Origin of the sequence: Streptomyces sp. DvalAA-14 (assembly GCF_900091855.1) — a bacterium.
Lineage (GTDB): Bacteria > Actinomycetota > Actinomycetes > Streptomycetales > Streptomycetaceae > Actinacidiphila.
Genome location: NZ_FMCH01000348.1, coordinates 1 through 25,926 on the forward strand (window position 1 = coordinate 1; position 25,926 = coordinate 25,926).

Annotated in this window: 23 protein-coding genes and 2 pseudogenes; 13 read left to right on the forward strand and 12 right to left on the reverse strand. The window is 73.1% G+C overall.

Features of this window, described 5'->3' with window-relative positions; genetic code table 11:
• Nucleotides 1-94 precede the first annotated feature (94 nt).
• Entirely contained in the window at nt 95-1,609 is a 1,515-nt protein-coding gene (locus GA0115240_RS17645; protein ID WP_256069861.1) for a 4-hydroxyphenylacetate 3-hydroxylase family protein, read from the reverse strand.
• Between the two features lie 154 nt (nt 1,610-1,763).
• Here GA0115240_RS17645 and GA0115240_RS17650 point away from each other — a divergent pair, with 154 nt between their 5' ends.
• From GA0115240_RS17650 to GA0115240_RS17665, 4 genes are all read left to right on the forward strand, one after another.
• Nucleotides 1,764-4,598: an ATP-binding protein gene (locus GA0115240_RS17650; protein WP_093737631.1), complete on the forward strand. Its 2,835-nt coding sequence runs from the start codon at nt 1,764-1,766 to the stop codon at nt 4,596-4,598.
• A gap of 245 nt (nt 4,599-4,843) precedes the next feature.
• Nucleotides 4,844-5,557, forward strand: a complete 714-nt coding sequence (locus tag GA0115240_RS17655) for a TetR/AcrR family transcriptional regulator (protein WP_093737632.1) — start codon at nt 4,844-4,846, stop codon at nt 5,555-5,557.
• On the forward strand, nt 5,554-6,315 hold the full coding sequence (locus GA0115240_RS17660; RefSeq protein WP_093737633.1) for an SDR family NAD(P)-dependent oxidoreductase: 762 nt from the start codon (nt 5,554-5,556) through the stop codon (nt 6,313-6,315). Before GA0115240_RS17655 ends, GA0115240_RS17660 begins: the two co-directional genes overlap by 4 nt.
• A 26-nt stretch (nt 6,316-6,341) precedes the next feature.
• Nucleotides 6,342-7,229 carry an ABC transporter substrate-binding protein gene (locus GA0115240_RS17665; protein ID WP_093737634.1) on the forward strand — a complete coding sequence of 296 codons (888 nt, stop codon included), beginning with the start codon at nt 6,342-6,344 and terminating at the stop codon, nt 7,227-7,229.
• A 183-nt stretch (nt 7,230-7,412) separates the two neighbouring features.
• Here the strand turns inward: GA0115240_RS17665 and GA0115240_RS38275 are convergent.
• From GA0115240_RS38275 to GA0115240_RS17675, 3 genes and pseudogenes are all read right to left on the reverse strand, one after another.
• Nucleotides 7,413-7,676: pseudogene (locus GA0115240_RS38275) on the reverse strand (transposase); the annotation flags it as partial.
• Between the two features lie 253 nt (nt 7,677-7,929).
• The gene (locus GA0115240_RS17670; protein ID WP_093737635.1) at nt 7,930-8,622 is read right to left on the reverse strand and encodes a DUF6882 domain-containing protein; all 693 of its coding nucleotides are present in this window, start codon (nt 8,620-8,622) and stop codon (nt 7,930-7,932) included.
• Between the two features lie 159 nt (nt 8,623-8,781).
• Entirely contained in the window at nt 8,782-9,351 is a 570-nt protein-coding gene (locus GA0115240_RS17675; protein ID WP_093737636.1) for a DUF6461 domain-containing protein, read from the reverse strand.
• Nucleotides 9,352-9,904: 553 nt separating this feature from the next.
• Between GA0115240_RS17675 and GA0115240_RS17680 the strand changes: the two genes are divergently transcribed.
• The gene (locus GA0115240_RS17680; RefSeq protein ID WP_093737637.1) at nt 9,905-10,648 is read left to right on the forward strand and encodes a response regulator transcription factor; all 744 of its coding nucleotides are present in this window, start codon (nt 9,905-9,907) and stop codon (nt 10,646-10,648) included.
• A complete protein-coding gene (locus GA0115240_RS17685; RefSeq protein ID WP_093737638.1) occupies nt 10,645-12,099 on the forward strand; it encodes a sensor histidine kinase in 1,455 nt (484 codons plus the stop codon). Before GA0115240_RS17680 ends, GA0115240_RS17685 begins: the two co-directional genes overlap by 4 nt.
• A gap of 37 nt (nt 12,100-12,136) precedes the next feature.
• Here GA0115240_RS17685 and GA0115240_RS17690 read toward each other — a convergent pair whose 3' ends face one another.
• Both GA0115240_RS17690 and GA0115240_RS17695 read right to left on the reverse strand, forming a co-directional pair.
• On the reverse strand, nt 12,137-12,670 hold the full coding sequence (locus tag GA0115240_RS17690) for a DUF2231 domain-containing protein (protein ID WP_093737639.1): 534 nt from the start codon (nt 12,668-12,670) through the stop codon (nt 12,137-12,139).
• A gap of 245 nt (nt 12,671-12,915) precedes the next feature.
• Nucleotides 12,916-13,386: a cyclic nucleotide-binding domain-containing protein gene (locus GA0115240_RS17695; protein ID WP_256069862.1), complete on the reverse strand. Its 471-nt coding sequence runs from the start codon at nt 13,384-13,386 to the stop codon at nt 12,916-12,918.
• A 535-nt stretch (nt 13,387-13,921) separates the two neighbouring features.
• On the opposite strand from GA0115240_RS17695, the gene GA0115240_RS17700 reads away from it, so the two are divergent.
• Nucleotides 13,922-15,628 (forward strand): sensor histidine kinase, encoded by a 1,707-nt coding sequence (locus GA0115240_RS17700; RefSeq protein WP_237554972.1) that lies wholly within the window; start codon nt 13,922-13,924, stop codon nt 15,626-15,628.
• A gap of 14 nt (nt 15,629-15,642) precedes the next feature.
• Here the strand turns inward: GA0115240_RS17700 and GA0115240_RS17705 are convergent, their stop codons facing one another.
• The 6 genes and pseudogenes from GA0115240_RS17705 to GA0115240_RS17730 form a co-directional block, all read right to left on the reverse strand.
• Nucleotides 15,643-16,626 carry an Acg family FMN-binding oxidoreductase gene (locus tag GA0115240_RS17705; protein ID WP_093737640.1) on the reverse strand — a complete coding sequence of 328 codons (984 nt, stop codon included), beginning with the start codon at nt 16,624-16,626 and terminating at the stop codon, nt 15,643-15,645.
• 96 nt (nt 16,627-16,722) lie between these two features.
• A complete protein-coding gene (locus GA0115240_RS17710; protein WP_093737641.1) occupies nt 16,723-17,424 on the reverse strand; it encodes a response regulator in 702 nt (233 codons plus the stop codon).
• A 182-nt stretch (nt 17,425-17,606) separates the two neighbouring features.
• Nucleotides 17,607-18,325: pseudogene (locus GA0115240_RS17715) on the reverse strand (CBS domain-containing protein).
• A gap of 354 nt (nt 18,326-18,679) precedes the next feature.
• The gene (locus tag GA0115240_RS17720; protein ID WP_093737642.1) at nt 18,680-18,937 is read right to left on the reverse strand and encodes a hypothetical protein; all 258 of its coding nucleotides are present in this window, start codon (nt 18,935-18,937) and stop codon (nt 18,680-18,682) included.
• The gene (locus GA0115240_RS17725) at nt 18,934-19,485 is read right to left on the reverse strand and encodes an FAD-dependent oxidoreductase (RefSeq protein ID WP_093737643.1); all 552 of its coding nucleotides are present in this window, start codon (nt 19,483-19,485) and stop codon (nt 18,934-18,936) included. The genes GA0115240_RS17720 and GA0115240_RS17725 overlap by 4 nt, the downstream gene beginning before the upstream one ends.
• A 73-nt stretch (nt 19,486-19,558) precedes the next feature.
• A complete protein-coding gene (locus tag GA0115240_RS17730; RefSeq protein WP_093737644.1) occupies nt 19,559-20,116 on the reverse strand; it encodes an Rv1733c family protein in 558 nt (185 codons plus the stop codon).
• A 201-nt stretch (nt 20,117-20,317) separates the two neighbouring features.
• Between GA0115240_RS17730 and GA0115240_RS17735 the strand changes: the two genes are divergently transcribed.
• The 6 genes from GA0115240_RS17735 to GA0115240_RS17760 all read left to right on the forward strand — a co-directional run.
• Nucleotides 20,318-21,184 (forward strand): universal stress protein, encoded by an 867-nt coding sequence (locus tag GA0115240_RS17735; protein WP_202451486.1) that lies wholly within the window; start codon nt 20,318-20,320, stop codon nt 21,182-21,184.
• 166 nt (nt 21,185-21,350) lie between these two features.
• Nucleotides 21,351-21,983, forward strand: coding sequence for a hypothetical protein (locus GA0115240_RS17740; RefSeq protein WP_093737645.1), 633 nt, complete (start codon nt 21,351-21,353; stop codon nt 21,981-21,983).
• Nucleotides 21,984-22,451: 468 nt separating this feature from the next.
• Nucleotides 22,452-23,792, forward strand: coding sequence for an MGDG synthase family glycosyltransferase (locus GA0115240_RS17745; protein WP_346267952.1), 1,341 nt, complete (start codon nt 22,452-22,454; stop codon nt 23,790-23,792).
• Nucleotides 23,789-24,547 carry a polysaccharide deacetylase family protein gene (locus GA0115240_RS17750; protein ID WP_093737646.1) on the forward strand — a complete coding sequence of 253 codons (759 nt, stop codon included), beginning with the start codon at nt 23,789-23,791 and terminating at the stop codon, nt 24,545-24,547. The genes GA0115240_RS17745 and GA0115240_RS17750 overlap by 4 nt, the downstream gene beginning before the upstream one ends.
• 71 nt (nt 24,548-24,618) lie before the next feature.
• Nucleotides 24,619-24,999 (forward strand): BlaI/MecI/CopY family transcriptional regulator, encoded by a 381-nt coding sequence (locus tag GA0115240_RS17755; RefSeq protein WP_093737647.1) that lies wholly within the window; start codon nt 24,619-24,621, stop codon nt 24,997-24,999.
• Between the two features lie 3 nt (nt 25,000-25,002).
• The coding region (locus GA0115240_RS17760) for a M56 family metallopeptidase (RefSeq protein ID WP_093737648.1) at nt 25,003-25,926 on the forward strand (924 nt) is incomplete at its 3' end.

Consider the following 25,926-nt stretch of genomic DNA (forward strand, 5'->3'; position numbering starts at 1 on the left):
CGTTCGGTCTTCCGCAAGCTCGACGCACACAGCCGCAGCGGCGCGGTCGCCCGGGCCCGGGAGTGCGGAGCGCTCTGACCCGGGCCCGCCGCCGTTACGAGGCGTCCTGCCGGCGGGCGTAGTCGGCCTGCGTGGTGTACGCGGTCTCGTCCGCCTGGTCCGCGCCGCTGATCCCGCAGACCTTCCGGGCCAGATCCGCGACGGGCCCGCCGGGCGAGAGCTCGGCGCGCTTCATGGTGAGGGTGCGGATGGCCAGCAGTGGCGTGCCGTTGAAGTTCTCGAAAGTGCTGATGCGGTCGCCCCAGTCGGACAGGAACAGGTCGCGGATCACCCGGCTGATCTTGAGCCGGTCGTGCGGCCTGCCCACCGGTCCGGTCTGCAACGCCTCCAGCCAGGGCCGCAGTTCGGCCTGCTGCCACTGCCCCTCGGTCGGGAAGATCAGTGACGCGCGGCCGGCCAGGTCGATGACCTCGTTGACCATGCGGGCGACGTTCTCCAGATAGTAGGCGCGGCCGAAGTCGAACATCAGGACGTTCGGCTTGTACAGCCCGCCGGGGGTGGTGAACCCCTCGTCCTCGGCGGCGATCACGTGCGCCTTGAGCGTCAGGTGGAAGCCTGCGAACTGGGCGATCCGGCTCTGCACCGGCGGCAGTTGGTAGGTGCCGATGTGCTCGGTGATCAGCAGCGCCAGGCCGAGCATGAGCTCGGCACGGACCATCTGGCGGACGAGCGCCTGATAGTGCAGCCAGTCGAAGACCCGCTGCGGGTACAGCGACGCGTGCTGCGGGTTGCCGATGTGGAAGACCCGGTCCCAGGGGATGAACACCTCCTCGAACAGGATGATGCTGTCCAGCTCGTCCCCCTTCGAGGCGAGCGGGTGCTCGGTCTCCTCGCCGTCGCGGACGTTGCTCTCCCGGCAGATCACCGTGACCCCGGGGGCGTTCACCGGCACCGCGCCGAAGACCACCTGCTCCGCCACGATGCCGGGGCGGTAGAACACCCCGATGTGGATCCAGTCGCCGAAGGCGACGCCGGTGCTGATCGCCTTCACCCCGCGGACGGTGATGCCCTCGTCCGAGGTGCCGACGACGCGCAGCGCGGGCGACTCCGCCTGCGCCGACTCGCGTGAGCGGTCCGTCTGCGGATCGACGAACGCCGGCGTCGCGTTGAGGTCGCCGTCGCGCACCGTGCGCCAGAAGTCGAGGATCCCGGGGGTGAGGTCGCGGCCTGCGGTGCCGACCGACTGGCTGCTCCACGGCGTCGGGTCGTCGACGTACGTCAGCAGCGGGTAGTTGTTGACGTCGGGGGTACGGGGTGTCGCGCCGGCACCGAGCTCGCGCAGCACCGTCTCCATGTAGCGCCGCTTGCGCTGCAGGTCCTCCTTGTTGCGGTGCTGGAACCACGTCATGGACCGGCGGACGCCGTCGTCGTCCAGGAAGGTCATCACGTCGTGCAGGTCGGGGCGGTGGTGCAGGTCGTAGAACTCCGCGATGCGGTGCGCGTAGGCGCGTGTCCGGGGGTGGGTGGCCACGTTGTCGACGAGTTCGTCGCCCACCCAGACCTTCCGGCCGTCGTCGAGGGCGGCCAGGTAGTCCTTGCCTGTACGCACGTCGGGCTCCTTTGCTCGTACGGGAAGCGGATCAGCAGCATCGGGCGGATCGGGGTGACGCGGCCGCCGCCGGCCGCGGATCACCCGGGGTGAAACAGCGGCGGCGGCGGAAAGCGCCGTTGAGGGGCTCCGGGCGGTGGGGCATGCTTGCGCCATGCTCGACAACGACGGCGCCGACTCCCGGACGGTCGCCGCGTCCGCGGCGACCGCGCTTCCGGTCCGCGGGCGGGAGCAGGAGATCGCAGCCCTGCGTGCGGCGGTGGACGGCGTCCGCGGTGGGCGCAGCCGGTGCGCGCTGCTGGAAGGCGCGCCCGGCGTCGGCAAGAGCCGGCTGCTGTCGTACCTGGACGAGCTGGCTCGGCAGGCCGGCTTCGACGTGCTGTGGGTGCGCGCGGACGAACTCGACCGGTACGCGCCGCTGGCCGCACTGCACGCCGCGGTACTGGGCTCAGCGGCCGGCGCGCGGCCGGTGGTCACCGACGACCAGCGGCTGCGGCTGCTGGATGACATCGCCGACGCGCTGGAGGGGCGGGCGCAGACCGCGCCGGTCGCGGTCCTGGTGGACGACGCGCACTGGGCCGACCCGGCCACGCTGTTCGCGCTGCGCACGCTGCCCGCGCGGCTGTCCGCGTCCCGGGTGCTGTGGGCGCTCGCGATACGTCCGGAGGGCGGGCGGCCGATCGCCGAGCGCACCCGGGAGACGCTGGAGCGTCAGGGGGCCCTGCGGCTCGCCGTCGGTCCGCTGCCGCCGGACGAGCTGCACCGGATCGCCACCGACGTGCTCGGGACGGCGCCGGCGCCGGCGCTGTCCCGCTGGCTGCGGGGCGCCGGGGGCAACCCCTTCCTGGCGATCGAGCTGCTGCGGGCCCTGGTCGACACCGACGCGCTCAGCACCGCGGCCGGGACGGCCGGCCCGGTGCGCGAGGACATCCCCGCCGGGTTCCGGCGCAGTGTCGAGGTGCGCCTGCGCCGGCTCCCCGAGGAGGCGTTGCGGCTGCTGCAGGTCGGTTCGGTGCTGGGCCGGGAGTTCGACCTGGCCACCGCGGCCCGGATGCTCGGCCGCCCGGTCGGCGGCCTGCTGTCGGCGGTGGACGACCTGCTCGACGCGGACCTGCTGGCGGCCGGCGGCCGGCTCGCCTTCCGGCACGACCTGATGCGGCAGGCGGTGTACGACGGCCTGCCGCCCGCGGTGCGGTCGGCGCTGCACCGGGAGGCGGGCGACATTCTGCGGGACGGTGGCGGCCGGGCGGCGGACGTGGCCTGGCATGTCGTCCTGGCCGGCGGACCGGTGGACGACGCGTCGGTCCGGGCGCTGCACGAGACCGTCCGCGAGCTGGCCTCGGCTGCGCCGGAGGCCGCCGCGGACCTGGCCCAGAAGGCGGCCGGGCTGCTGCCGGCGCACGACGAACGGCGCGTCGAACTGCTCACCGAGGCCGCCGAGCAGCTCGGCTGGACGCGCCGTGTCCACGAGGCCCTGGAACTGGTGGACGCCACCATCTCCGGCGGCCTGCGTCCGGCGCAGGAGGCCGCGCTGCGCCTGGTGGCCGCCGAGATCCATCAAGCGGCCGGCGACGACGCCGCCGCGATGACGCACCTGAGCCGCGCGCTGACCCTGCCCGGCCTGTCGTCGGAGCTGTCCACCCGGCTGCTGAAGACCAAGGCGACCGGACACGTCTACCTCGGTGACATCGCCGCGGCGGAGCGGAACACCGGACTCGTCGAGGCGGCCTACCGCAGCGAGGACCCGTCCGTCCTGGTCAGTGTCATGGTCTTCCAGTCGCAAACCTCGTTCTACCGCGGGCGGTTGGCCCGCGCCCTGGACCTCGCCGAGCGGGCCGCCGGTCGGGCGGACGCCGAGCCGGACGTCCTGCGCCTGCGACCGCCGCGTATTCCCGCGCTGTGGCTGGCCACCGTGCTCGCCTCCACCGACCGGCTGGCGGACGCCGAGCGGGTGCTGCGCGACGGCCAGCGCGAAGCCGAGGCCCTCGGCCTCGGCTGGTCACTGCCCTACTGGCACGCCTCCCGCTCCACCGTGCTGCTCGAACGCGGGGCACTGGACGACGCCGCGGTCGAGGCCGAGGCGTGCCTCACCGTCTCGGACGCGCTCGAGATCACCCGGGCGATCCCGCTGGCCCGCTCGGTGCTTGCCACCATCAGCGTCCACCGCGGTGACCTGGCCCGGGCGGAGGAGCAGTTGCGATCCGCCGAGGCTGACTCCGGCCCGGGCGGCTCGCCCTACGGCCCGTGGGTCGCGCTGGGCCGGGCCCGGCTGGCCGACGCCGAGGGCCGGCCCACCGCGGCCGCGGCGGCCCTCCGGGCCGTCTACGGATCGGGGGATCCGGCGCGGCTGCTCGCGCTGCCGCCCGCCCAGTGGCCGTACGTGGTCCGGCTGGCGCTGCGCGGCGGCGACCGGGAGACCGCGGAGGTGGTGGCGGACGCGGCGCGCCGGCTCGTGCGGACGGACGACAGCCAGCACGTCGTGCGGGCCGTGCGCGCCCACATGGACGGTCTGCTGCACCGCGACCGGGCAGCGCTGTCGGCCGCGGTCGCCGGCCACCGGCGGGGCATCCGGCGGCTGGCCCTCGCCTCGGCCAGCGAGGACCTCGGCGCGCTGCTGGCCGCCGCCGGCGACACCGGGCCCGCGGCGCCGTACCTGGAGGAGGCGGCGCAGCTGGCGTCCGCGGCCGGCGCCGTGCGCGACCTGGAACGGATCCGCCACCGCCTGCGGGAGGCCGGGGTGCGGTCCGGTGCGGCACTGCGCCGCCCGGCCGCGACCTCCGGCTGGGAGAGCCTCACCGAGTCGGAGCTGAAGGTCGTCCCGCTGGTCGTGGACGGCCTGACCAACCGTGCCATCGCCGACCGGCTCTACCTGTCCGTCCACACGGTCAACACCCACCTCAAGCACGTCTTCTCCAAGCTGGGCATCAACACCCGGGTCGAGCTGACCCGGTTGGCGATCCAGCAGCAGCGGCAGGGATCGCCCGGATAGGCGATGCCGCCGCCCCGCCCCGCGCGCGAAGCTACCGGTGACGCCGCCCGCACCCGGGCCCCGATGTGCCGGCGCTGCGAACCGGACATCCCGGCCGCTGCCGCGTGCGGCTGACGCGTGCCCACCCCCTGTCCGGACGGCCCACGTTCCCGCCGACCCGTCCCGACCACCGCCGCCCACCAGGGCCTTCGTGGGCCGGCCGGGGGCAGTGACACCGCCGCGGCACGGCGTGTAGGGTCCGAACCATGGAAACGCAACCAGGTTCCAAAGTTTCCACGCTGGTCAACCCGGATGTACCTGCGTTGGTACTGGACGCCGCCGAACGGCTGTTCTTCACCAGCGGCTTCAGCGGCACCAGCATGGACGACCTCGCCCAAGAACTCCGTATCAGCAAAAAAACCATCTACCGCCACTTTCCCGGCAAGCGCAGCCTCCTCGCGGCCGTGCTGGACCGGCAGTTCGCCCGGGTCGAGACGGCCCTCGCGGACGCGGTCGCGGCCTCCAAGGACGCCCCGTTCGAACGCCAGGTGGAGCACTTCCTGATCGCCGCCGGCGGGGAGCTGTCACGGATCGGTGCCCCCCAACTGCTGTGGGGGCGCGGTGATCCGATGCTCAGGGCGTACGTGGAGCAGCGCGTCGAGGAGGTGGTGTACCGGCGGATCGACGACCTGTTCCGGACCGGCCGGCGGCTCGGCGAGCTGAGCACGCCGCCCGAACTGCTGAGCGTCATCGCACGCGGCGCGCTGGAACGGCTGTTCAGCTCCGAACTGCCGCTGGCCCTCGACCGGAGCGCGGCCGAGCTGCTGCGCGAGACCGTCGACGTGCTGCTCCGCGGCGCGCTGGTCCCGCGCGGCGGCCCGCCCCTTCCGTCCGGCCGGCCTCTTCCGTCCGGCCGGCCCGGACCGGTCGACCGGTCGTCGCCACCGAGCCCGTGCGCAGCTCCCCGGAGGTCGGAATGACGGACGTTCAACAGGACGGCAGGGTCGCCCTCGTCACGGGCGGCAGCAGGGGGATCGGGGCGGCCGTGTCCCGGCTGCTGGCGGCGCGCGGCATGCGCGTAGCGGTCAACTACCGCAGCAGTCAGGACGAGGCGGAGGCCGTCGTCGCGTCCATCGAGTCCGCGGGCGGGCGGGCGCTGGCGGTACGCGCCGACGTGCGCGACGAGTCCGCGGTGCGCGCAATGGTCGAGCAGGTCCGCGACGCCCTGGGCGAGGTGGAGGTCCTGGTCCACAACGCCCTGATCCCGTACGCGATCACGTCGTTCGAGGACCTGTCCTGGGACGAGCTGGGCGGCAAGCTGGAACAGGAGATGCGAGCCGCCTTCCTGGTCACGAAAGCCGTCGTCCCCGGCATGACCGCGGCTGGATACGGCCGGATCGTCTTCCTCGGCACCGTGTTGAGCCGGATACCGCGCGAGCGCATGATCACGCTCGGCACCTCCAAGGCGGCCCTGAGCCAGTTCGCCCGCTACGTCGCCCAGGAGCTGGGACCGCGCGGGATCACCGTCAACGTGGTGTCCCCCGGCCCGGTGGACGACACCAGCCACGCCCACCTGTTCAGCCAGGAACACAAACAGCGCCAGGCCGCCCTGACGGCACTGGGCCGGATCGCCTCCCCCGACGACGTGGCCCGCGCCGTCGCCTTCTACGCGGGTGACGACAGCGGATTCATCACAGGCACCACCGCGCCGGTCAACGGCGGAATGGCCATGGACTGACGCCTCCCGGAAAGGAGTTCGCCACTGTGCACACCATCGACCTGACCCATGTCGGGCTGGGCATCCACGAGGAACTGGTCGCCTACGTGGCCGACCAGGAGAACTACTACGAGCAGGAAGGCGTCCACGTCGCGCTGCGCGACGGATGCGCCTGGGACACCGAACGGGTCCGGCAGGGCGCCACCATCGGGCTGGGCCGCGCGGTGCTGTCACGGGTGACCGACCGGATCCCGTGGACGGTGCTGTCCGTCAACACCCACCGGCCGCTGTTCTGGCTGCTCGCCCGCGACGAGTTCACGTCGGTCGAGGAGTTGAAGGGCCGCCGGATCGGCGTCCACGGGCCGAGGACCGCGCCCGGATGCTTCTCCCGCATCGTCCTGCGGGGCCACGGCCTCGATCCGGATTACGACATCCAGCCGGTCGTCATGCCGCCGGGCGACTACGTCCGCCACCTGCGCGCCCTGCGTGCGGGCACGCTGGACGCCGCGTTCGTGGGCAGCACCCTGGCACCCGAGGTGACGGCCGCGGAGAACGGGCTGCGGCTGCTGGCCTTCGTCGGGGACCACTTCCGGATCCCCACCGTGGGCATCGCCGTGGACTCCAGCCGCACCTCGCCGGACGACCCGGCGGTCCAGGCCCTGGTGCGGGCCAATCGGCGGGCGCTGCGCACCATCCACGACGAGCCGGACCTCGCCGTCCGCTACGTCAACGACCTCGTCCCCGGCCTCAGCCGGGAGGAGGCACGCCGGCACTACGAGCGGTACGTGGCGCCGTACTTCACCGCCGACGGCCGGCACGACCCGGCGGTCGCCGCCCGAGCACTGGCGGACGTGGCGGCGGAACTGGGGGTGTCGACGGTGCCGGAAGCGGCCGATATCTACCGCACTGAACCGGCCGCAGAGTCCGCGGCGTAACCCGGCGCGACCCGGCGCGGGTCGCCGGCGGGAACGCCGGACCCCGCGCCGGACCGCGCGCGGCCGGTCAGGAACGGACCGCCTCGGCCATGCGCAGGCGGCGAAGACCCCGATCTGGCAGTTCTCAGTACGGCCGGCGGTGCCGGCTTTACTGAGAACCGCCGCTGGACCCCGGCGGAGGTGCTCGGCGACGTATGCCTGCAGGTCGTCGCGGACCTCGTCGGCGTCCCAGCGGCCGCGGGACAGCAGATGGTGCAGTCCGTCGGGGGTGGCATGACCAGCGTATTCGGCGAGCTGCCAGCCGTTCTTGCGGCCCACGGAACCAAAAAGTCCACGGACGTGGTCCCGCATCCGGCGCCGGGCGTCCACCCGGCCGAACCGGCCCCCGATCCACAAGGGCAGGTCGTCACATCCCCGTTCCCGCAGGCCCGTCGACGCATCGTCCATGCGGACGGCGGACTGCCCGAAGTGCCACCACTCCAGGCCGTGCGGTCACACCTTCGTGCCTAAGGGCTGTCCCGTAATCCGCGGTGGATCAGCGTGCGGCGTCAGATGCGGTGCATCGCAAGGCGGTGGGGGCACCTCCCAGCGATAGCTGGGGGAGGTCGTCCTCATACCGGGTCGTATTCGGACGGGCCCGACAACGCAGCGAGGTGCCGTAGCTGTCGTCGCGCGCCCGCCGGGGATTGCGGGACAGCCCTTAGGCAGAAACCGGTCCGGCGTTGATGCCCGAGATGCGGCCGACGGAGTCGAAGGAGACCACCGCCGCACCCCCGCTGGGCAAAGGCGCGGTGATCCGGTCGGCGGCCTCCTGCACCGGGACGCCGTGCAGGGCGAACCAGCCGTTGACCACCAGCCGCGGCGAGCGTGCGAAAAGCTGTGCGCCAGTGAGGAGATGGCGCGGCATCGCGACCGGGTCAAGCCGCGCGGGCTGGAGTTGCGGGTCTTGCGGCACGAAGTAGACCCGGGTCTCCGGACCGGCCTCCTGGCCGATGTAGCCGGGCGCGCCGAGCACGGCCATGCCGAGGAAGGCCAGCGCCTCAGCGGCGCGGCGCGGATCGTCGAAACGGGCCAGCGCCACGTCCTCCTGCTGCAGCTCCACGATGCCGTGACGACGGCCGAACTCGGGGATTCGCGCGCTGGCGGCGGCCACTTCACTGCCGCGCAGCCCCGGATTGGCCCAGCCCCACAGCCAGGTCTGCTCGGCCAGGTCGTAGCTGCCCAGCAGTCCCACCCGGAGGCTTCGGCCGCCGGACTCGTAGCGGCACTGTTCCAGATCCGCCGTCCACGGCCCAGCCGGGAAGGCCTGGTCGATCATTTCCAGCTGCTGTACGCCCCAGGCCGCGTGGTATTCGGCGGCGTGCAAGAAGGCGTCCGAGAAGGCCACGGTCATCGGGGCAGCTTAACCCCCTGCCGGGCCGGCGGCCCTCGGAGGCATCAGCCCCGGGTCGGCGGTGACGGTAGCCGGGGTGCCCCCGGCCGCGCCGCAGCCCGGCAGCACTCACCGCCACCAGCCCGCTGACCACGACATACGCAGTACTCCCACGGAAATCTAGCGCAGGTGGTACATCGGCAGCTTTCCGTCGAGGATCTGACGCCGCGGCAGGCGCAGGCCGAAGTGGTCCTGGATCGCGAGCATGGTCAACCGCATGCCGCGCTGGTCCAGTTGTGGCCCGGAGGGTAGGACGCCCAGCGCCTCCAGCGCGGGAACGAGCAGGCCCGGTTCCGCACCGTACCGCATTGCTTCCTTGCCCACGCCGAAGCCGGTGACGTACGCGCCATCCAGGTAGTGACGGAAAAGCGAGGGCGGGCTCCACGGCGTCAGCAGGAAGTTGACGGCAGCCACGCCACCGCGTGACACCGCGGCGAGGCCGCCCCCGGTCGCGCCGACGGCGTCGCCGTACTCCACCGCGAAGGCCCACCCGGCCACCTCGCCCACCCGGGCGACGCAGAGCGCCCCACTGCCCAGCGCCTCCTCCGCGTCCTGCGCCGAGCCGGGGCGGGCCTCCTCGCCAGCACCGGAGCCGAGTCGCGCGGCAAGCGCGGCGGGCGGTATGCCGCTTGCGAAGGTCACGCAGTCGACCAGGTACGGCTCCAGCAGCCACCCGATGCCGTCGGACACGGCTGTTCCCCCTCCACCGCTGATGATCTCTGTTCAGGCAGCAGACTCGCACACGGCAGTGACAGGCCGGGGTGTCCGTGCGGGCGAGAACGCGTCCGGCCGCCGGAGTCTGGACGCATGGGGCGGCGTGAGGCCGGGGCCATCCCGATCGCCGCGTGCGCTGCACCCGTCCCCGGAGGTCTCCCGTGTCCACCGCCATTGTCGAATGCACCACAACTGCCGCCTGCCGGGTAGCTACCGCCGAACACCTGCGAGCCCAGCAGGGTGCCGTCGCGGCGACATTGCCCCTGCATGCGGCGCGACCACTCGGTCGCGCGACATCCCCCGAGGGATCGGTACTGACTCCGGGCCTGCCCCGTAGGCCCTGCCCGTTGGCAGGTGTCCTTCGAGGGCCTGGCGAGCCGGATTGCGGGCCGCTTCGCCCGGTCGGCGCCACCGCGTGCCGCGTCGGGCCCGGGCTGTATGCGGTGGTCATGAGAGAAATAGGCTCACAGCCGATACAGAGGAAGCGGGGCGCCGCGACGCCGCCGCGCTGAGGGATGCTGGAAGGACCATGGACACCGCACCGCGCGCTCGGCCCGCGCCTCTCACCCGGCCTGACGGCTCCCCTGTCCGAGTCCTCGTCGTCGACGACGAGCCGGACCTGACGGAGGTGCTCGCCGGGGTGCTGCGCTACGAGGGCTGGCAGGTCCGCACCGCGGGTGACGTCGCCGCCGCGCTCGCCGAGGCCGGAAGCTTCGAGCCGGACGCGGTGGTCCTGGACGTCGTGCTGCCCGACGGCAACGGGCTGAGCGCCCTGCGGGACCTGCGGGCGGTCCGGCCCGACGTGTGCGTGCTCTTCCTGACCGCCCGGGACGCGGTGGAGGACCGGATAGCGGGGATCACGGCCGGCGGTGACGACTACGTGACCAAGCCCTTCAGCCTGGAGGAGGTGCTGGCGCGGCTGCGCGGCCTGCTGCGCCGGGCCGGGATGACCCGGGCGCGCGACGACGCGGCGCTGCTCGTGGTCGGCGATCTCACCATCGACGAGGACGCCCGTGAGGTGGCCCGTGCCGGTGAGGCGATCGACCTGTCACCGACGGAGTTCGAGCTGCTGCGCTACCTCATGCGCAATCCGCGCCGGGTGCTGAGCAAGGCGCAGATCCTCGAGCAGGTGTGGTCCTACGACTTCGGCGGCCGGGCCCACGTGGTGGAGCTCTACATCAGCTACCTGCGCCGCAAGATCGACGCGGGCCGCCAGCCGATGATCCACACCGTGCGCGGGGCCGGCTACGTGCTGCGGGCCGTGCCGCGGTGAGACGGTTGCTGCCGCACACCCTGCGAGCCCGGCTCACCAGCGGCCTGGTGGTCCTGCTCGCGCTGAGCTGTGCCGCGGTGGGGATCGCGGCCGTCGTCACGCTGCGGTCCTTCCTCACCGAGCGGCTGGACCAGCAGCTCACCCAGGCCGGCGGAACGCTCCCGGCCAGCCTCGAACACCGCGGGCCGGGGGAGCCGGACGGGGACAACGCCCACGTGGACACCCGCCGCCAGGCCCCCGGCACCTTCGGTGCCCGGCTGCTGCACGGCAAGGTCACCGCGGCCGGCGTCGTACGGTCCGGGGCCGACACCTCCGTGACGCTGACCGCGGGCGACAAGGCGGCCATCGCCGGGGTCCCGGTCGACGGCCGCAGCCACAAGCTGGATCTGTCGGCACTGGACGACTACCGGGTGAAGGCCATCGACGGGGACGACGGGGATGTGCTGGTGACCGGGCTGCCGCTCAGCGGTGTGGAGGACGCCGTGACCCGCCTGGTGGCCGTGGAGGCGGCGGTCTTCGGCGGCGCGCTGCTGATCGCCGGCGCGGCGGGAGCGTTCTGGGTACGGTGGTCGCTCCGGCCGCTGCACCGGGTCGCGGCCACCGCGGCGTCGGTGACCGCGCTCCCGCTGGCCAGCGGCGAGGTGGCGCTGCCCGACCGGGTCCCGGACACCGACCCACGGACAGAGGTCGGCCAGGTCGGCATCGCCCTCAACCGGATGCTGGGCCACGTCGAGAGCGCGCTGGGCAAGCGGCACGCCAGCGAGGAACGGCTGCGCCGCTTCGCCGCCGATGCCAGCCATGAGCTGCGCACCCCTGTCGCCTCGATCCGCGGCCACGCCGAGCTGGCCGGGCTTCATCCGGACCCGGTGCCGCCCGGGGTGTCGCGCGCGCTGGAGCGGATCACCGCCGAGTCGGTCCGGATGGGCGGCATGGTCGACGACCTGCTGCTGCTGGCCCGCCTCGACGCCGGCCGGCCGCTGGACCGCGAGCCGGTCGATCTCACCCGGCTCGTCCTGGACGCCGTCGACGACGCGCGCGCGGCGGGCCCCGGGCACCGCTGGATCCTCGATCTCCCCCAGGATCCGGTCACGGTGGACGGGGACGCGCTGCGACTCCAGCAGATCACTGGCAACCTGCTGGCCAACGCCCGCCTGCACACCCCGGCCGGCACCCGTGTCACCATCCGGCTCCGCCAGGACGATGAGACCACCCGGCTCGTGGTCGAGGACGACGGTCCCGGCATACCCGCGGACATCCAGGGCACCGTGTTCGAGCGCTTCGCGCGCGCCGACCACACCCGCCCGGGACCCGGGGGGCACGGCGCGGGACTCGGCCTGGCGATCGTCACCGCGGTGGCCGCGGCGCACGGCGGCACCGCCGACGTGCGGAGCCGCCCGGGAGCCACGGTGTTCGCCGTCAGCCTCCCCGGGCGTCGTCCGATGTCGGGGTGATTCGGTGTGCGTCCGCTGGCCCCGGGCCGTCGGCCCGTCAACCCTGCTTGCCGGCGCCGGACGTGTCGTAGTTGTCGTGCCAGGCCGCCTTCGCGCCGGACTCGCCTATCCGGTAGACGTCCACAACGGCTCCGGCAGAGACGGCGACGGCCAGCACCACTGCGGTCACCCGCACCACGGTCGGCGAGGTCCACCGCGCGCCGCCGGCCGAAGGCCGGTCCGCGGCCGTCTCCTCGGGCTGTGCCGAACGGCGCCCCAGCCACCAGACCGCGACCGTCACCAGGAACAGACCGATGGCCCAGGGCAGCAGACCGTCGCCCAGCTCCGTGTGCTTGCGCACCAGCGGGTCGTCGCCCACCCGGGACTCCAGCCATTCCCCGGCGTGTGTCGTGACCGGTACCAGCCCCAGTGTCACCACGCCGAGCAACGGCAGCACCAGTCCCAGTCGCCGGGCGTACCGGGGCTGGATCGCGCAGACCACCGCGGCCAGCGCCGTCAACGGCACCAGCACCACGACGAAGTGCACGAACAGGACATGTGCTGGCAGACCGTCGATGTGCGTCAGGCTCATGGGCGTATCTCCGAGGAAGGGGACGTGCGCGGCGAGCCCGCAGGACAACCCGGCCGGCGCCGCTCGCGAGGAGATCGCAGCCTTCCACGCCAACTTCTCAGCTTCTTCTGAGCTGCCGGTGCGGTGCCGTCGGGCGCGCCCGGCAGGCGAGGCCGAAATCCTTGCCCGGCGCCGACCGGGCCGGGAAGCGACCGGGTCCGCTGAAGGGACGGCGCCGTTCGGCCTGCTGATCGGTCGCGGTGGGGTCAGCGGGGCAGGCCGCTGCCGTACGGCCCGTACAGGTCGAGCAGTCGGGTGCGGGCGTCCTCCAGCCGGTGGCCGATGACCTCGGCGCAGGCGAGCACGAAGACGTAGCCGAACTCCGGCTGCTCCCGGCACAGTTGCCGCACCGCATGCGCGTCGAACTCGAAGGCGCGGACGTCGGTCAGCGCCTTGGCCGACAGGTGCCAGCGCCGCGGCGGGAAGAGCCACGACCAGCCCAGCAGGGAACCCTGGCCCAGTGTTTCGATGGTGGCGGCCTCCCGGCCCGGAACGCGCAGCTCCAGAGCGATGTCACCGTCGCGGATGATCCAGAAGCGGTCGGCGGTCCTGTCCTCTTCGAAGACGAGCTGCCCCGCGGGGAACTCCACCTCGCGGGCCAGTGCCGTCAGCCGGCCGAGGTGCTCATCGGGAAGGGCGGCCAGCCGCCCGGTCATCGTCATCAGCTTCGTCGTCATGGTCTTCTCCAGCCCTCTGATGGGGCGCCCGCCGGCTCGCGCCTGCGCCGCGCCGTCCATGTCCTTATCGTCGGGCGGGCACCGCCGGACCGTCGTGGGCCGAACGGCCCCCGCGCGGGGGCCGGCCGGTGCCTGTCCGGGGGGCCGTCCGGTGCGGGCCCGACGGATGAACGAGCACGGTGCCGACTCCCGCGGCAGTGGCTCCGGCGCGTTCCCCGTCACGACGGAGCAGGCGTTCGCACGGAGTCACCTGCCGGTGATGATCGACGACTCGGATCTGCCGGCGGTGCGGGCGAGCGCGGCCGCCGTGCGCGAACTCGGTAGCATTGACCTGCCGGACTCTGCGCCGCGCGGCCCAGCAGTCCGTCCTGCCGGGCGTACCCGAGGCGCTCATCCGGCTGGCGCTTCCCGCCCCGTGGGCCGCAGCCCCATCGGCTTCCGCCCCCGTGTCCGGACCGACTACCGTGACCAGGACAGTTCACGGTGCGCGCGGGCCGTTCCGAGTGGAGGACCTGTGGGCGACGAGGCGGCACGATTGCCGCGGCTTCAGCTGGACGAGCTGCTGGAGGAGCTGCAGGTCCGGATCGACGCGGTGCGGGGCACCCGCGACCGGGTGCACAGCCTGCTGGAAGCGGTGCTGTCCGTCGGGGGCGAACTGGATCTGGCACAGGTGCTGCGGCGGATCGTGGAGTCCGCGGTGATCCTGGTCGACGCGGAGTACGGAGCCCTCGGAGTCATCGAGGGCACCCGGCTCTCCCAATTCCTGACCAGCGGGATCTCGGCCGACAAGGCCCGGGAGATCGGGCCGCTGCCGTCCGGCCACGGCCTTCTCGGTGAGCTGATCCGCCATCCGGAGCCGCTGCGGCTGACGGAGCTCTCCGAGCATCCCGCGTCGTACGGCTTCCCGGCCGGCCATCCGCCGATGCACTCGTTCCTGGGTGTGCCGATCCGGGTGCGCGACGAGGTGTTCGGGAACATCTACCTCACCGAGAAGCGCGGCGGCGCCGACTTCGACGGCGAGGACGAGACGGTCCTGCGCACGCTGGCGGTAGCCGCTGGCGTCGCCATCGAGAACGCCCGCCTGTACAAGGCCGCCCGCGACCGGCAGGAGTGGCTGGAGGCGAACGCCCGGATCGTGGGCGACCTGCTGTCCGGCGCCGACGAGCGGGTGGTACTGCGGGGCGTCGTCGAGCACGCCAGCCGCATCCTCGGGGCCGATCTCGGCGTGATGGCGCTGCCTTTCGGGGAGACCACGGATCTGCAGGTGGCGATCGCGGTGGGGATGGACTCCGGGGAACACCAGGGCCTGGTGCTGCCGGTGGAGGGGTCCTTCATGGGAGCGGCGCTGGCCGCCGGGGGATCCATCACCACGGGCGAGATCCGCAAGGACCCGCGGGTCACCGTCGGGCCCCCGCGGTGGAGCGGGCTCGGACCGGTGGTGGCCGTCCCCATGGTGGCCGAGGACCGGGTGCGGGGTGTGCTGCTGCTGGGCCGCACCGAGCACGCGCTGCCGTTCACCGACGACGAGACGGCGCCGTTGGCCGCGTTCGCCGGGCAGGCGGCGCTGGCCATGGAGCTGGCCGAGCGCCGCCGGGTCGCCGAACAAGTCGCGCTGCTGGAAGACCGCGACCGCATCGCCCGCGATCTGCACGACCTCGCCATCCAGCGGCTCTTCGCCACCGGGATGACCTTGCAGAGTTCGCTGCGCTTCATCGACCACCCCGAGGCCAGCGAACGGGTGATGCGGGCGGTGGACGACCTGGACGAGACGATCAAGATCATCCGTTCCACGATCTTCGGCCTGCGCGCGAAGGAAGCCGACCGCAAACGCCTCAGCCTGCGGGCACGCGCCGTCACCGCCGTCGAATCAGCGGCCCGGACCCTCGGTTTCACGCCGTCCCTGCGGATGGAGGGACTGATCGACACCGATGTGCCGCAGACGGTGGCGGAGGACGTGGTCGCGGTACTGGAGGAGGCGCTGTCCAACGTGGCCCGTCACGCGCACGCGTCGGCTGTCGAGGTCTCGCTCGCCGTCTCCCCGGGCCGGCTGACCGTGACCGTGGCGGACGACGGCACCGGACTGCCGGAGGGCGGCCGGCGCAGCGGGCTGCGGAACCTGGCCGAGCGTGCGGACCGCCGCGGCGGCGAGATGACAGCGGGCGGCGGCGACGGGGGCAGCGGTGACGGGGGCGGCACCCGCCTGGTGTGGCGCGTGCCGCTCCCGCCCGCCGGGGGACAGTAGTCCCCGGGGCGCTGTCAGCCCTCGCGGCCGGCGTCCAGGACATCGTGCACCGGTCGGCGGGGGCTCGCCGGGCCCTCGGCGCCGTAACCGAGGCGGACAAGCATCTGAACGTGCCCGATACCGGCACGGGGGTCGCGCAGCGCCCAGCGGATGTCCGGCCATTCCAGGGCCTGGTGGAGCAGTGAGGCGCGCAGGCGGTGCACGGTGCCGGTCAGCAGGATGTTCTCCAGCGCCTGGCCGGCGCGCAGCCAGTCCGCACGGCGGTCGTGCCGGGTGGACAGCACCGCGATCACCGGGTGCGGCTCGAACGCCGCCGACGGCCGGTTGCGGTCCGGCCGCAGGGCTGCGAAATCGCGTACCGGAAGGTGTCCGGCCGCGTCTCGCGGGCCGAGCACCGCGCCCGGCAGGCCGTCCGGCGCTCCGTCCCGCACCCAGCTGCGGGTCTCCGCCCGGCGCACCGGGTCGGTCGCTGTGAACCACTCGCCTTCCGCGGTCAGTTGTAGGATTCGCCGGGTCTCATTCGGCTTCGGCACGACCAGTTCGGCTCCTTCCGCCACCGCCGCCTCGGTGAGTTCGGCGAGTACGTCTGCCGGAATCGCCCGGCTGGCGAAGGGCATCCGGCTGCTGTGCCGCAGCCAGACCGCGTCGTAGAGGTCCGCCCCGTGCCGGGATGCGCCGGGCACCGGACCCGCCAGCCGTACCGACGCCAGCAGATCCGGCTCGGCCGGCCGGGGCAGCAGGCGTACCACCGGCTCCCAGCCGAAGTGCGCCACCGCCACCCGCAGGTTGAACACCGCAGCGCCGACCGACACATGCAGGCCCCGGCCCACCGGATCGGTGTGCCGCAACGTCCGCTCGGTGGCCGCCCGCACCTCGATCGTGGACGTGTCGGGGTCGAGCCGGTAGCGCCACGGCTGAGTGTTGTGGAGTGAGGGGGCCGCCACGGCCGCCGCAATCAGCTTCTCCAGGATCGCCGCGTCCAGTGCTGTGGTGTGCATATCGTCTCCTCGGGCCGTCTCCCACCAGGCTCGCGGCCGGCGAAGCGGGGCGGCAGGGCCAGGAGTCCCCGCAGGGTGGGCCGAACGGCCCCGCGCTCAGCGCCGGTCCTTGCCGGCTCCCGGTGCGGCCGCGCTGTTCGAGGCGATGACCGCCGCCTGGACCCGGCGCTCCACGCCGAGCTTCGCCAGCAGCCGCGACACGTTGTTCTTCACCGTCTTCTCGGAAAGGTAGAGCTGCTGGCCGATCTGCCGGTTGGTGAGGCCCTCGCCGATGAGGGCCAGGATCTCGCGCTCCCGGGGGGACAGCGCGGCCAGCGCGTCCTGGCCGGCGCCCGTGCCGGAGTGGTCGTCGCGCAGGCTGCTCATCAGACGGGCCGTGGTGGCCGGGTCCAGCAGCGACTGGCCGGACGCGACCGTCCGTACCGCCGAGACCAGGTCGGAACCCTTGATCTGCTTCAGCACGTACCCGGCCGCCCCCGCCATGATCGCGTCCAGCAGCGCGTCGTCGTCATCGAACGACGTCAGCATCAGGCAGGCCAGCGAGGGCATGGACGAACGCAGCTCCCGGCAGACCGAGATCCCGTCGCCGTCGGGGAGGCGGATGTCCAGGACCGCCACGTCCGGGCGCAGTGCGGGGCCGCGGGCCAGTGCCTGGCCGGCCGACTCGGCCTCGCCGACCACCTGGATGTCGGGCTCCGCGTCCAGCAGGTCGTGGACCCCGCGGCGTACGACCTCGTGATCGTCGACGAGGAAGACCCGGATCGGGGACTCCGCGGAGAATCGCGGCACCTCACTCATGAGCGGACCTTCACCTGTCGTGTGCCGGCCTGGTGCCGTCAAGGACTTCCGATCATCGCGCGCGGGTCCGCCCGGCACCAGGGCCGAACGGTCCCCTCGCCGCGCCGTCCGGCCCCCGGGAGTGTCGGGGCGCGCGGACGACTGAAAGGGCGCGCGGTGATCCGCGTGGAGGCACAGTACATTCAGCGACTGTGCGACCAGCCGTCCGTGACGCCGTGCGTGGTCGAGGAGACCGCCCGCAGCGCTGAGTCGTCGAAGCGGCCGGCGAGGCGGTTGTCGACGGCGACGACACCGTCGATCCGGGCCGTGGCGTGGCCGGCTATGGACACGTCGCTCTCGCGCTCCAGCGTGCCTTCCAGCCTGACGACGCCGTCATCGACCTGCACATCCGCGGCGAGCGGGGTCAGCCACAGGGTGCGGACGAGGACCTCCTGGATGACGTCTTCACGGATGTCGGCGTCGGGGCGGAGGAAGACCTGCAGGACGTCGCGCCTGGTGACGATCCCGACCAGCCGCTCCTCCTCGTCCAGAACGGGAAGCCGCTCGACCCGGTGCTCGGCCATGGTGCGGGCCGAAAGGCAATCGAGTCGTCCGCGTGGACGGTCACCGGGGGAGTCGACATCAGCCGTCCGGCCGTCAGGGCCAGAGCCTTCGTGGTGGCGCGCCTCGACGCCGGGCTCAGCAGCAGCCGGCGCCGGAGAGCTGTCCCCTGCTCGCGTGCCTGGCGGGCCATCAGGTCCGACTCCGAGATGACACCGACCACCTTCTCGTCGTCATCGACAACGGGCATCCCACTGATCCGGTGCTGCGCCAGGAGAACCGCTACCTGCTTGAACGGGGTCGTCTCGCGGACCCGGACGACGTCGCTCGTCATGACGTTTCCGACCTTGCGGTGCTTCATGGTGTGCTCCTGAGGGTGCGGGCCGACCGCTCGGCGCGAACGGCGGAGGCGGAATGCGTGCGGGTGTCGCGGCGTCGTGGGCCGTTGATCGGTCCGCTGGCGCGTGAACCTGTCAGCTCCACCGTCCGGCACTTCACGGGACTGCGGCAGGGCTGTCCGGTGCTCTGTCGGGGGCCGGTCGGCCCCAGTGGGGATGGGTCCGCGGTCACAGAATGGGATGGTCGGCGCTGTTGCGGGCGCCCTACGCTGCGGCGGCCGGACGCCGCACGGAGGACGACGACCGGTGACCGCGCTGCTGGGGCAGGCAGACGGCGCGCCAGTGCTCGCGCCGGGCCGGACTCTGCCGCCGGTCGGTCAGGCACCCAGGCTGGGCCCGGTCGTGCGGGAATGCGTCGGCCGGACCCGGTGCCCGGTGGTCACCGTTCGGGCGGTCGCCGCCACGGCCCGGCCCCGGCCGTTGCCGGCCGTAGCTGAAAAGGCCCTGGCCGCGCAGCGTTGATCAGCCGACACGTGGGTGCGTACGGCGAGTGCGGACAGCGCGAAGAGCACCAGCAGGCTGATCCGCGGCTCCAGGGCGGTCTTCCGATCCTCCGGCCCGGCGGCTGTCCTCACCCGGCGCTCGTGTCGGCGACGTCCTTCCCGAGCGGGGTGCCAGCGTCCAGATATCGGCGGACGCCGCTCACCAGGTATTCCACCTGCGACTGGATCGGCTGTTCCACCGCCGGCCACGACCCGGCCCCCGCGGGGAGGAGGGTGAAGACGTCGGCGCGGCTTGCCGACGGCAGCCTGCTTGCGGCCACCGGGAGCCGTCCTCCGTCCGCCGTGGCCGGCAACCGGTGGCGCCCGGTGGCCAGTACCAGCACGTCGTAGGGAACCGTGGTGCCGTCCGTGAGGAAGACCTCTTTGCGCTCCGTATCGACCGTGGCGGCGTCCGCGAGCCGTAGGTCGACCCCCTCCCGCAACTGGAGGTGCTCGGGCGGCTGCAGCGATCCCGGCCCGTAGATGCCGAGGGCGACCAGCAGACCGAGCTCCTGATCACGGGGGTCCGTGCGGTCGATGACAACGACGCGGGGACCGGCGCCTCTCAGCGCCGTCCGCAGTCGGTTGGCGGCCAGCGTGCCGGCCCGGCCGCCGCCGATGATCACTATCTGCTCGTTCATGGGGACCTTCTCTTCCTGGACGGCGGGTCGGCGCAAGTGGCCGCCAACCGGTGGGTAAAGGGGCAGGTGGCTGTCAGGCAGCCCGGTGGGCCCACTGCGGGCCGACCTGGGCCCACTCGGCTCCCCACCGGTCGACACGACGGCGTTCCCAGCAGCCCGCCGTGAGCCCGACGCCGATCAGGGCGCCCGCACAGATCCCGAGCGCCGCCGCTGTTCCGGTGACGGCAGCATCCGACTGCCCGCCCGACGGGGAAGGTGGCTTCGGCGCCGGCCTGCCGCGACTGTCGAGCCAGATCGTGGCCCGGTCACCGCTCTTGAGCCCGGCGCCGACTCGCGCGGCGCCGGTGCGTGTCGGTTCCCCGGGCAGGGTCCAGCGCACCCGGGTACGCGGCTCAGCCGCATACGTCACGGGGACCGCCGCGTCCTCGGTCAGTACCGCCGTCGCGGGGTGCCGGTCGTGCCGCTGCTCCGCGTACCGCGCGTCGATGCCCCCGGCCACGGCCGAGCCGGCCAAGGCTGCGCCGGCAAGGGCCGCCGTACTCAGCGCGAGGAGGGCCCAGCCCTCCACCGCGTAGGAGCGGCCGCACAGCGGATTGCGCCGCCACCTCCAGAGCACCCTGCTGCGCCTCATGATCGGTCCCTCCTACGTGTTTCCCCGGCGAACGGCCGCCCGCCGCTTTCACCTTCGCGGGTGCGGCGCAGTGCCGCCGAGAGCCGAACGGCCCCGCGATGAGGGCGGACCGGCCCGGGAGTGGGACGCGAACGGCCCTGCCCCGCCCCGGAGGCAGGCCCAAGGATCGAATCGGAAACCCATCGAAGGACAGGAGCGGACATGAGCCAGCAACGCGTGGTCGTGGGGATCGACGGATCGGTGACGTCCTTCGCGGCCCTGGACGCGGCAGCGGCCGAGGCGAGCCTGCGGACCGCGGATCTCGAAGTGATCACCTGTGTCACCGACCTGGACGAGGCCGGCCCGGTCCTGCGGGCCGCGGTGGCCCGGATTGCCCAGCGCCATCCCGGCCTGTCGGTGACCACGTCGGCGGCGGTCGGCGACCCCGCCGGCGTGCTCGTCGAGCGGGGCGGCGACGCTTCCCTGCTGGTCGTCGGCAGCCGCGGCATCGGGGGCGTCGCCGGGCTGTTGCTGCACTCGGTGAGCCGGCGGACGGCGGCTCGGAGCGCCGCGCCGCTTCTTGTGGTGCGCGGCGCCGACCCACGATGCGCTCACCCGGGACACCGAACCGGGGGAGTGCTGCTCGGTGTGGAGAGCGACGCGGACGCGGACGCGGCGCTGTTCGCCTTCGAAGAGGCCGAGTTGCGTGGGTCCCGGCTCGATGTCCTGCACGCCTGGACGTACCGGCAGGCACCGGCGACTCTCCCGGAGCACGGGCCGGCCGAGCCGGTACGCGACGTGATCGAACGTCAGGCGAGGACCGTTGCCGGGCTCCCAGGAGGACTTGTCGCACCGCTGCGCCAGAGCCGCCCGCGGCTGGCGGTGACGAGCAGATCGGTACGGTCCACGCCGTGCCGTGCCCTCATCGAGGCGACGGCGGACGCCGCCATGGTCGTGGTCGGCGCACAGCTCCGGCGCGGCTGGACGGGGCCTGAACTGGGTCCGGTCACCCTCGCGTTGCTGCGCCACGCGCACTGCCCGGTGGTGGTCGTGCCGCTTGCCGGGGGACAGGACCGGGCGCGCCGCTAGCTGGACGCGCACTGGCGGGCCGACGCCACGTTCGGCCCGGCCCAACCGGACTTGTGAGGAGGGCCGTTCGGCCCCCGCATTCGGGCCGTGGGCCCCCAGCGCCGGCACCCCCGCCAGCAGGACAGTAATGGCGTACCGAACAACCACCCACCGACAGGGAGTCACCATGGCCGTCCACCAGCCCACCCGCCAGCACACCGGATTCCACCTGCCCACCTGGAACAGGGCAACGACCGAGCCCGCGGACGACACGACGGCCGTCACCACCGACACCACCGGGTCGGCCCTCGCCGCCAGGTCGCTGGCCACCGTCCGCATCGCGACCGGGTTCATCTTTCTGTGGGCGTTCCTCGACAAGGCCTTCGGCTGGCACTACGCCACCGGCTCCGGCAAGGGCTGGATCGACGGTGGCTCGCCCACCAAGGGCTTCCTGTCCGGTGTCTCGGCCGGCCCGCTCCAGTCCTTCTTCCACCACATCGCCGGACAGGGCTGGACCGACTGGATGTTCATGCTCGCCCTGCTCGGCCTCGGCGTCGCCCTCATGAGCGGCATCGCCCTGCGGGTCACCGCGGTGGCGGGCACCGCCCTGATGGCGATGATGTGGGCCGCCGAGTGGCCGCCCGCCCAGCATCTGACCGGCGGCGCCCCGAGCATGTCGTCCAACCCGATCGTGGACTACCACCTCGTCTACGCCCTCGCGATGATCCTCTTCGCCTTCACCGCGGCCGGCGCCACTTGGGGCCTGGGCCGCCGGTGGGCCCGACTCCCCATCGTCCGCGACAACACCTGGCTCCGCTGACCGTGCCCGGCCCGCACTCCAACGGGGCACCGCCCACCGGGCGGTGCCCCGTTCGGATCTCAGCCCCCAGCGACGCCGGACCCCCCACGAGAGGAAACGACAGCCATGACCATCCGCATCGGTATCAACGGCTTCGTGCGCATCGGCCGCAGCTACCTGGGGCCCTGCCGGCACGGGAGGCGTCCGGGGTCGTGGTGGTGGCCGTCAACGACATCGCCCCGGTCTCCACCCTCGCCCATCTGCTGGAGTACGAGTCCACCTACGGCCGCCTCCGGACCCCTGTCACCGCGTGGCCGGGGCGGTTGGCCTTGATTCTACTTCGTGTAGTACGTTCGGGGAACAGCCCCTGGCCTCGGCGTTTGCGCCGAGGGGCGCCAGGTGGCGGCTTCCTCGTGCGCCTGGAGTCCAGCCCGCTGACGAGCTCGAAGCGAATTCCGTCGTGCCCTCGCAGCAAGGAGGCTGTCCGCCGTGCCCCCTCCCTCTCCGCCCGACGCCGCCGCTCCGGTCGGCGCACTCGGCGATCCGACGTACTCCTCGCCGGCCCGGGGGCGGATCGTGATCTTCTCGGCGAGCATGGGTGCCGGGCACGACGGCGCCGCCGACGAACTCGGCCGCCGGCTCGCCGCCGACGGCTTCGCGGTGGAACGGAACGACTTCCTCGACGTACTGCCCGGTCGGCTCGGCCCGCTGCTGGCCGGCGCCTACCACCAGTTGCTGACCCGCGCGCCGACCGGCTACCAGCGGATCTACGGGGCAACCGAGCACACCCGCGGCCCCGGTCCCGTGGTGCGGGCCCTGCTGCGCAGTGCCGAGACGCGCACGTTGCGGGCGCTCCCGGCGCAAGCCGCCGCGGTCGTCTCCACGTATCCCGGCGCGAGTCAGGTCCTGGGGAGACTGCGGCGGCGGGGTCTGCTGACGGTCCCGGTGGTCACCTACCTCACCGACTTCTCGGTGCACGGACTGTGGATCGCCGCCGGTGTCGACATGCACCTGGCCGCACACCCCATACCGGCAGCGCAGGCGACCGCGCAGGGCGCGGCCCGGGTCCGCGTGTGCGGACCGGTGGCCGGCGCCTGTTTCCGCCCGCCGGCCGCCGGGCAGCGACAGGCAGCGCGGCTGCGGTTCGGCCTGGACGGAGGGACTTTGCCCCTGGCGCTGCTGGTGGCGGGTTCCTGGGGTGTCGGCGATGTGGCGCGGGCGGCGGCCGACATCCGGGACAGCGGGGTCGCCGTCCCGGTCGTGGTCTGCGGCCGCAACGAGTCACTCGCCGAGCGGCTGCGGCGTCAGGGCATGGATCACGTGCACTGCTGGATCGACGACATGCCGGGCCTGATGCACGCCTGCGACGTCCTGGTGCAGAACGCGGGCGGGCTCACCTCGCTGGAGGCTTTCGCCGCGGGACTGCCGGTCGCCAGCTACCGGTGCATACCCGGCCACGGGCAGACCAACGCCGCCGCGCTGGAGGAAGCGGGGCTGGCGGTGTGGATCCGGGAGCGGGCCGGTCTGCGCGGAACTCTCACCGAACTGATCGACGGCCCGCTGGGCCGCGCGCAGCGGGAGCGGGGGCTCAGCCTGTTCGCCGCCGAGCACGGTCCCGCCGACGCGGTCGCCGCCATGGCCGACCACGACGCACTGCCCCGCAGGATCCAACCGCACCGGCGCAGAGGGCGGATGAGGGTCCCGGCCGCAGCGGTGGCCGTCGCGGTTACGGCACTGCTGGCCGTCTGCGCACCGCTGGCGGAGGCGTACAACGACTCTCCCGCCGACTTCCCGACGCTCAGCCACTTCCTGGACGGAGACCGGCCATGACCTCCACGACCCGGGGAACAGACTCAGCCTCATACACCAGCACTCTGGTGCGGGCCGGGGTTGCCGCGCTGCCCCTGCTGGCCGCCGCGCATGCCGCCCCGGTGATCTCCAGCTTCGGGCCGCTGCGCAACCGCTTCCTGCCGGGCCTGGCCGGTCAGGGCAAACCCGGGCACATCGCGCTGACCTTCGACGACGGTCCCGACCAGCTCTCCACCCCGCACTTCCTGCGGCTGCTCGACGCCCGGGGGGTCCGGGCCACCTTCTTCCTGCTCGGCTCGATGGCGGTCCGCTTCCCCGGCCTGGTCCGCGAGATGGCCGGCGCCGGCCACGAGATCGCGGTTCACGGCTGGGCCCACCGGCCGCTGCTGCTGCGCGGGAGCCGGGCCACGTACGACGACCTCGCCCGCGCCCAGGACTCGGTCGGTGAACTCACCGGTGCCGCGCCGACGCTGTTCCGGCCGCCGTACGGCGTGATGACCACGGGTACCCACCTTGCCTGCCGGCGGCTGGGCCTGACTCCGGTGCTGTGGACCGCGTGGGGCGAGGACTGGCGGGCGCGGGCCACCCCGCGCAGCATCCGGGACACCGTGCTGCGCGACCTGCGATCGGGGGGCACCGTCCTGCTGCACGATTCCGACTGCACCTCGGCCACCGACTCCTGGCGCAACACCCTCGCCGCCCTCCCGCTGCTGCTGGAGGCGTGGGAGGCCCGGGGCTGGCGGACCGGCCCGCTGCGCGATCACCGGCAGGCCTGACTCTACGTCTTGTAGTACGTTGTTTTCGAACCGGCAAACCGGACAGCCCCCACAGCTCAAGGAGCTCAAGCATGCCCCAGGAGAACGGACCGGCCAGCCGCAGAGCACCCGGTGAGCTGGAGAACGAGGTCCTGAGCGCCCTGTGGGCGGTCGGTGCCCCGGTGACCGCCGCCACCGTCCGCGGCAGCCTGACCGGTGACCCCGCGCTCACCACGGTCCTCACCATTCTGTCGCGGCTGCACGACAAGGGTCTGGTCAACCGGGAGCCCGTCCGCCGCGGCTACCTCTACTCGCCGGCGCGCGACGAGGCCGGGCACGTCGCGGCCGGTATGCGCGCCCTGCTGGAGAAGGGCACCGACCGGGCGGCCGTACTGGCCCGGTTCGTGGCGGAGCTGCCGGTGGAGGACGAGCAATTGCTGGAGCAGTTGCTGCACGAGCACCTGGAGGACTGAGCGGTGTCCATCAGTTTGTTCGTCCCGTTCGCGGTCAGCGGGGTGCTGGCTCTGGCGGCGCCCTGGGCGGGCCGCCGCCTGCCGCCCCGCCTCGCGTCATGGCTGCTGATGGTCGCCTCACTCGTGGCAGCCGGCGGCTGGGCCGCCGCGCTGGCCATGCTGGCCTTCACCCTGATCGGGCGGATTCCCGTGGTCGCCGCCGAAGGGCGCTGGTCGCCGGGCTTCCTCGCCGCCCACACCCCCGTCGCCCCTTGTGTCGCCGCGGTGTGCGGGATCGTATTGGCCGGTTGCCTGGTGACGGGATCGGTGAGTGCCTTCCGGAGGGTGGGCGTCCTGCTCGCCGCACGACGGGAGAGCCGCGGTCTGACCGCGCCCGACGGGATGGCCGTCATCGACGACCCGGCGCCCATCGCCTTCGCGCTGCCCGGCTCACCGGGGAGGGTCGTCGTCTCCTCCGGCATGCTGCGGGCGCTCACCGCCGACGAGCGCCGGGCCCTGCTGGCGCACGAGCGGGCGCATCTGCGCCACCGCCACCACCTGTTCATCCTGTTGCTGCAGGTGACGGCCGCCATCGATCCGCTGCTGCGCCGGGTGTCCACCGCCGGCGCCTACGCGCTGGAGCGCTGGGCCGACGAGGACGCCGCCACCGCGGTCGCCGACCGCCGGCTGGTGGCCCGCGCGGTGGCCCGGGCGGCCCTGGCCGGCCAGCAGGTCCCCAGCCCGGCGCTCGGCGTCACCGGCGGCCCCGTGCCGCAGCGCGTCCAGGCGCTGCTCACCCCGCCGCCACCGGTGCTCCGGGGCCTGGTGGCCGCGCACGCCCTGCTCATGGTCGTCTGCTGCGTGAGCCTGGCTCTGTCCGCACAGGACATGGACCACCTGTTCGACGCGGCGGCCCCCCTCACGCCTCGGTCACAGCGCACTACCGAT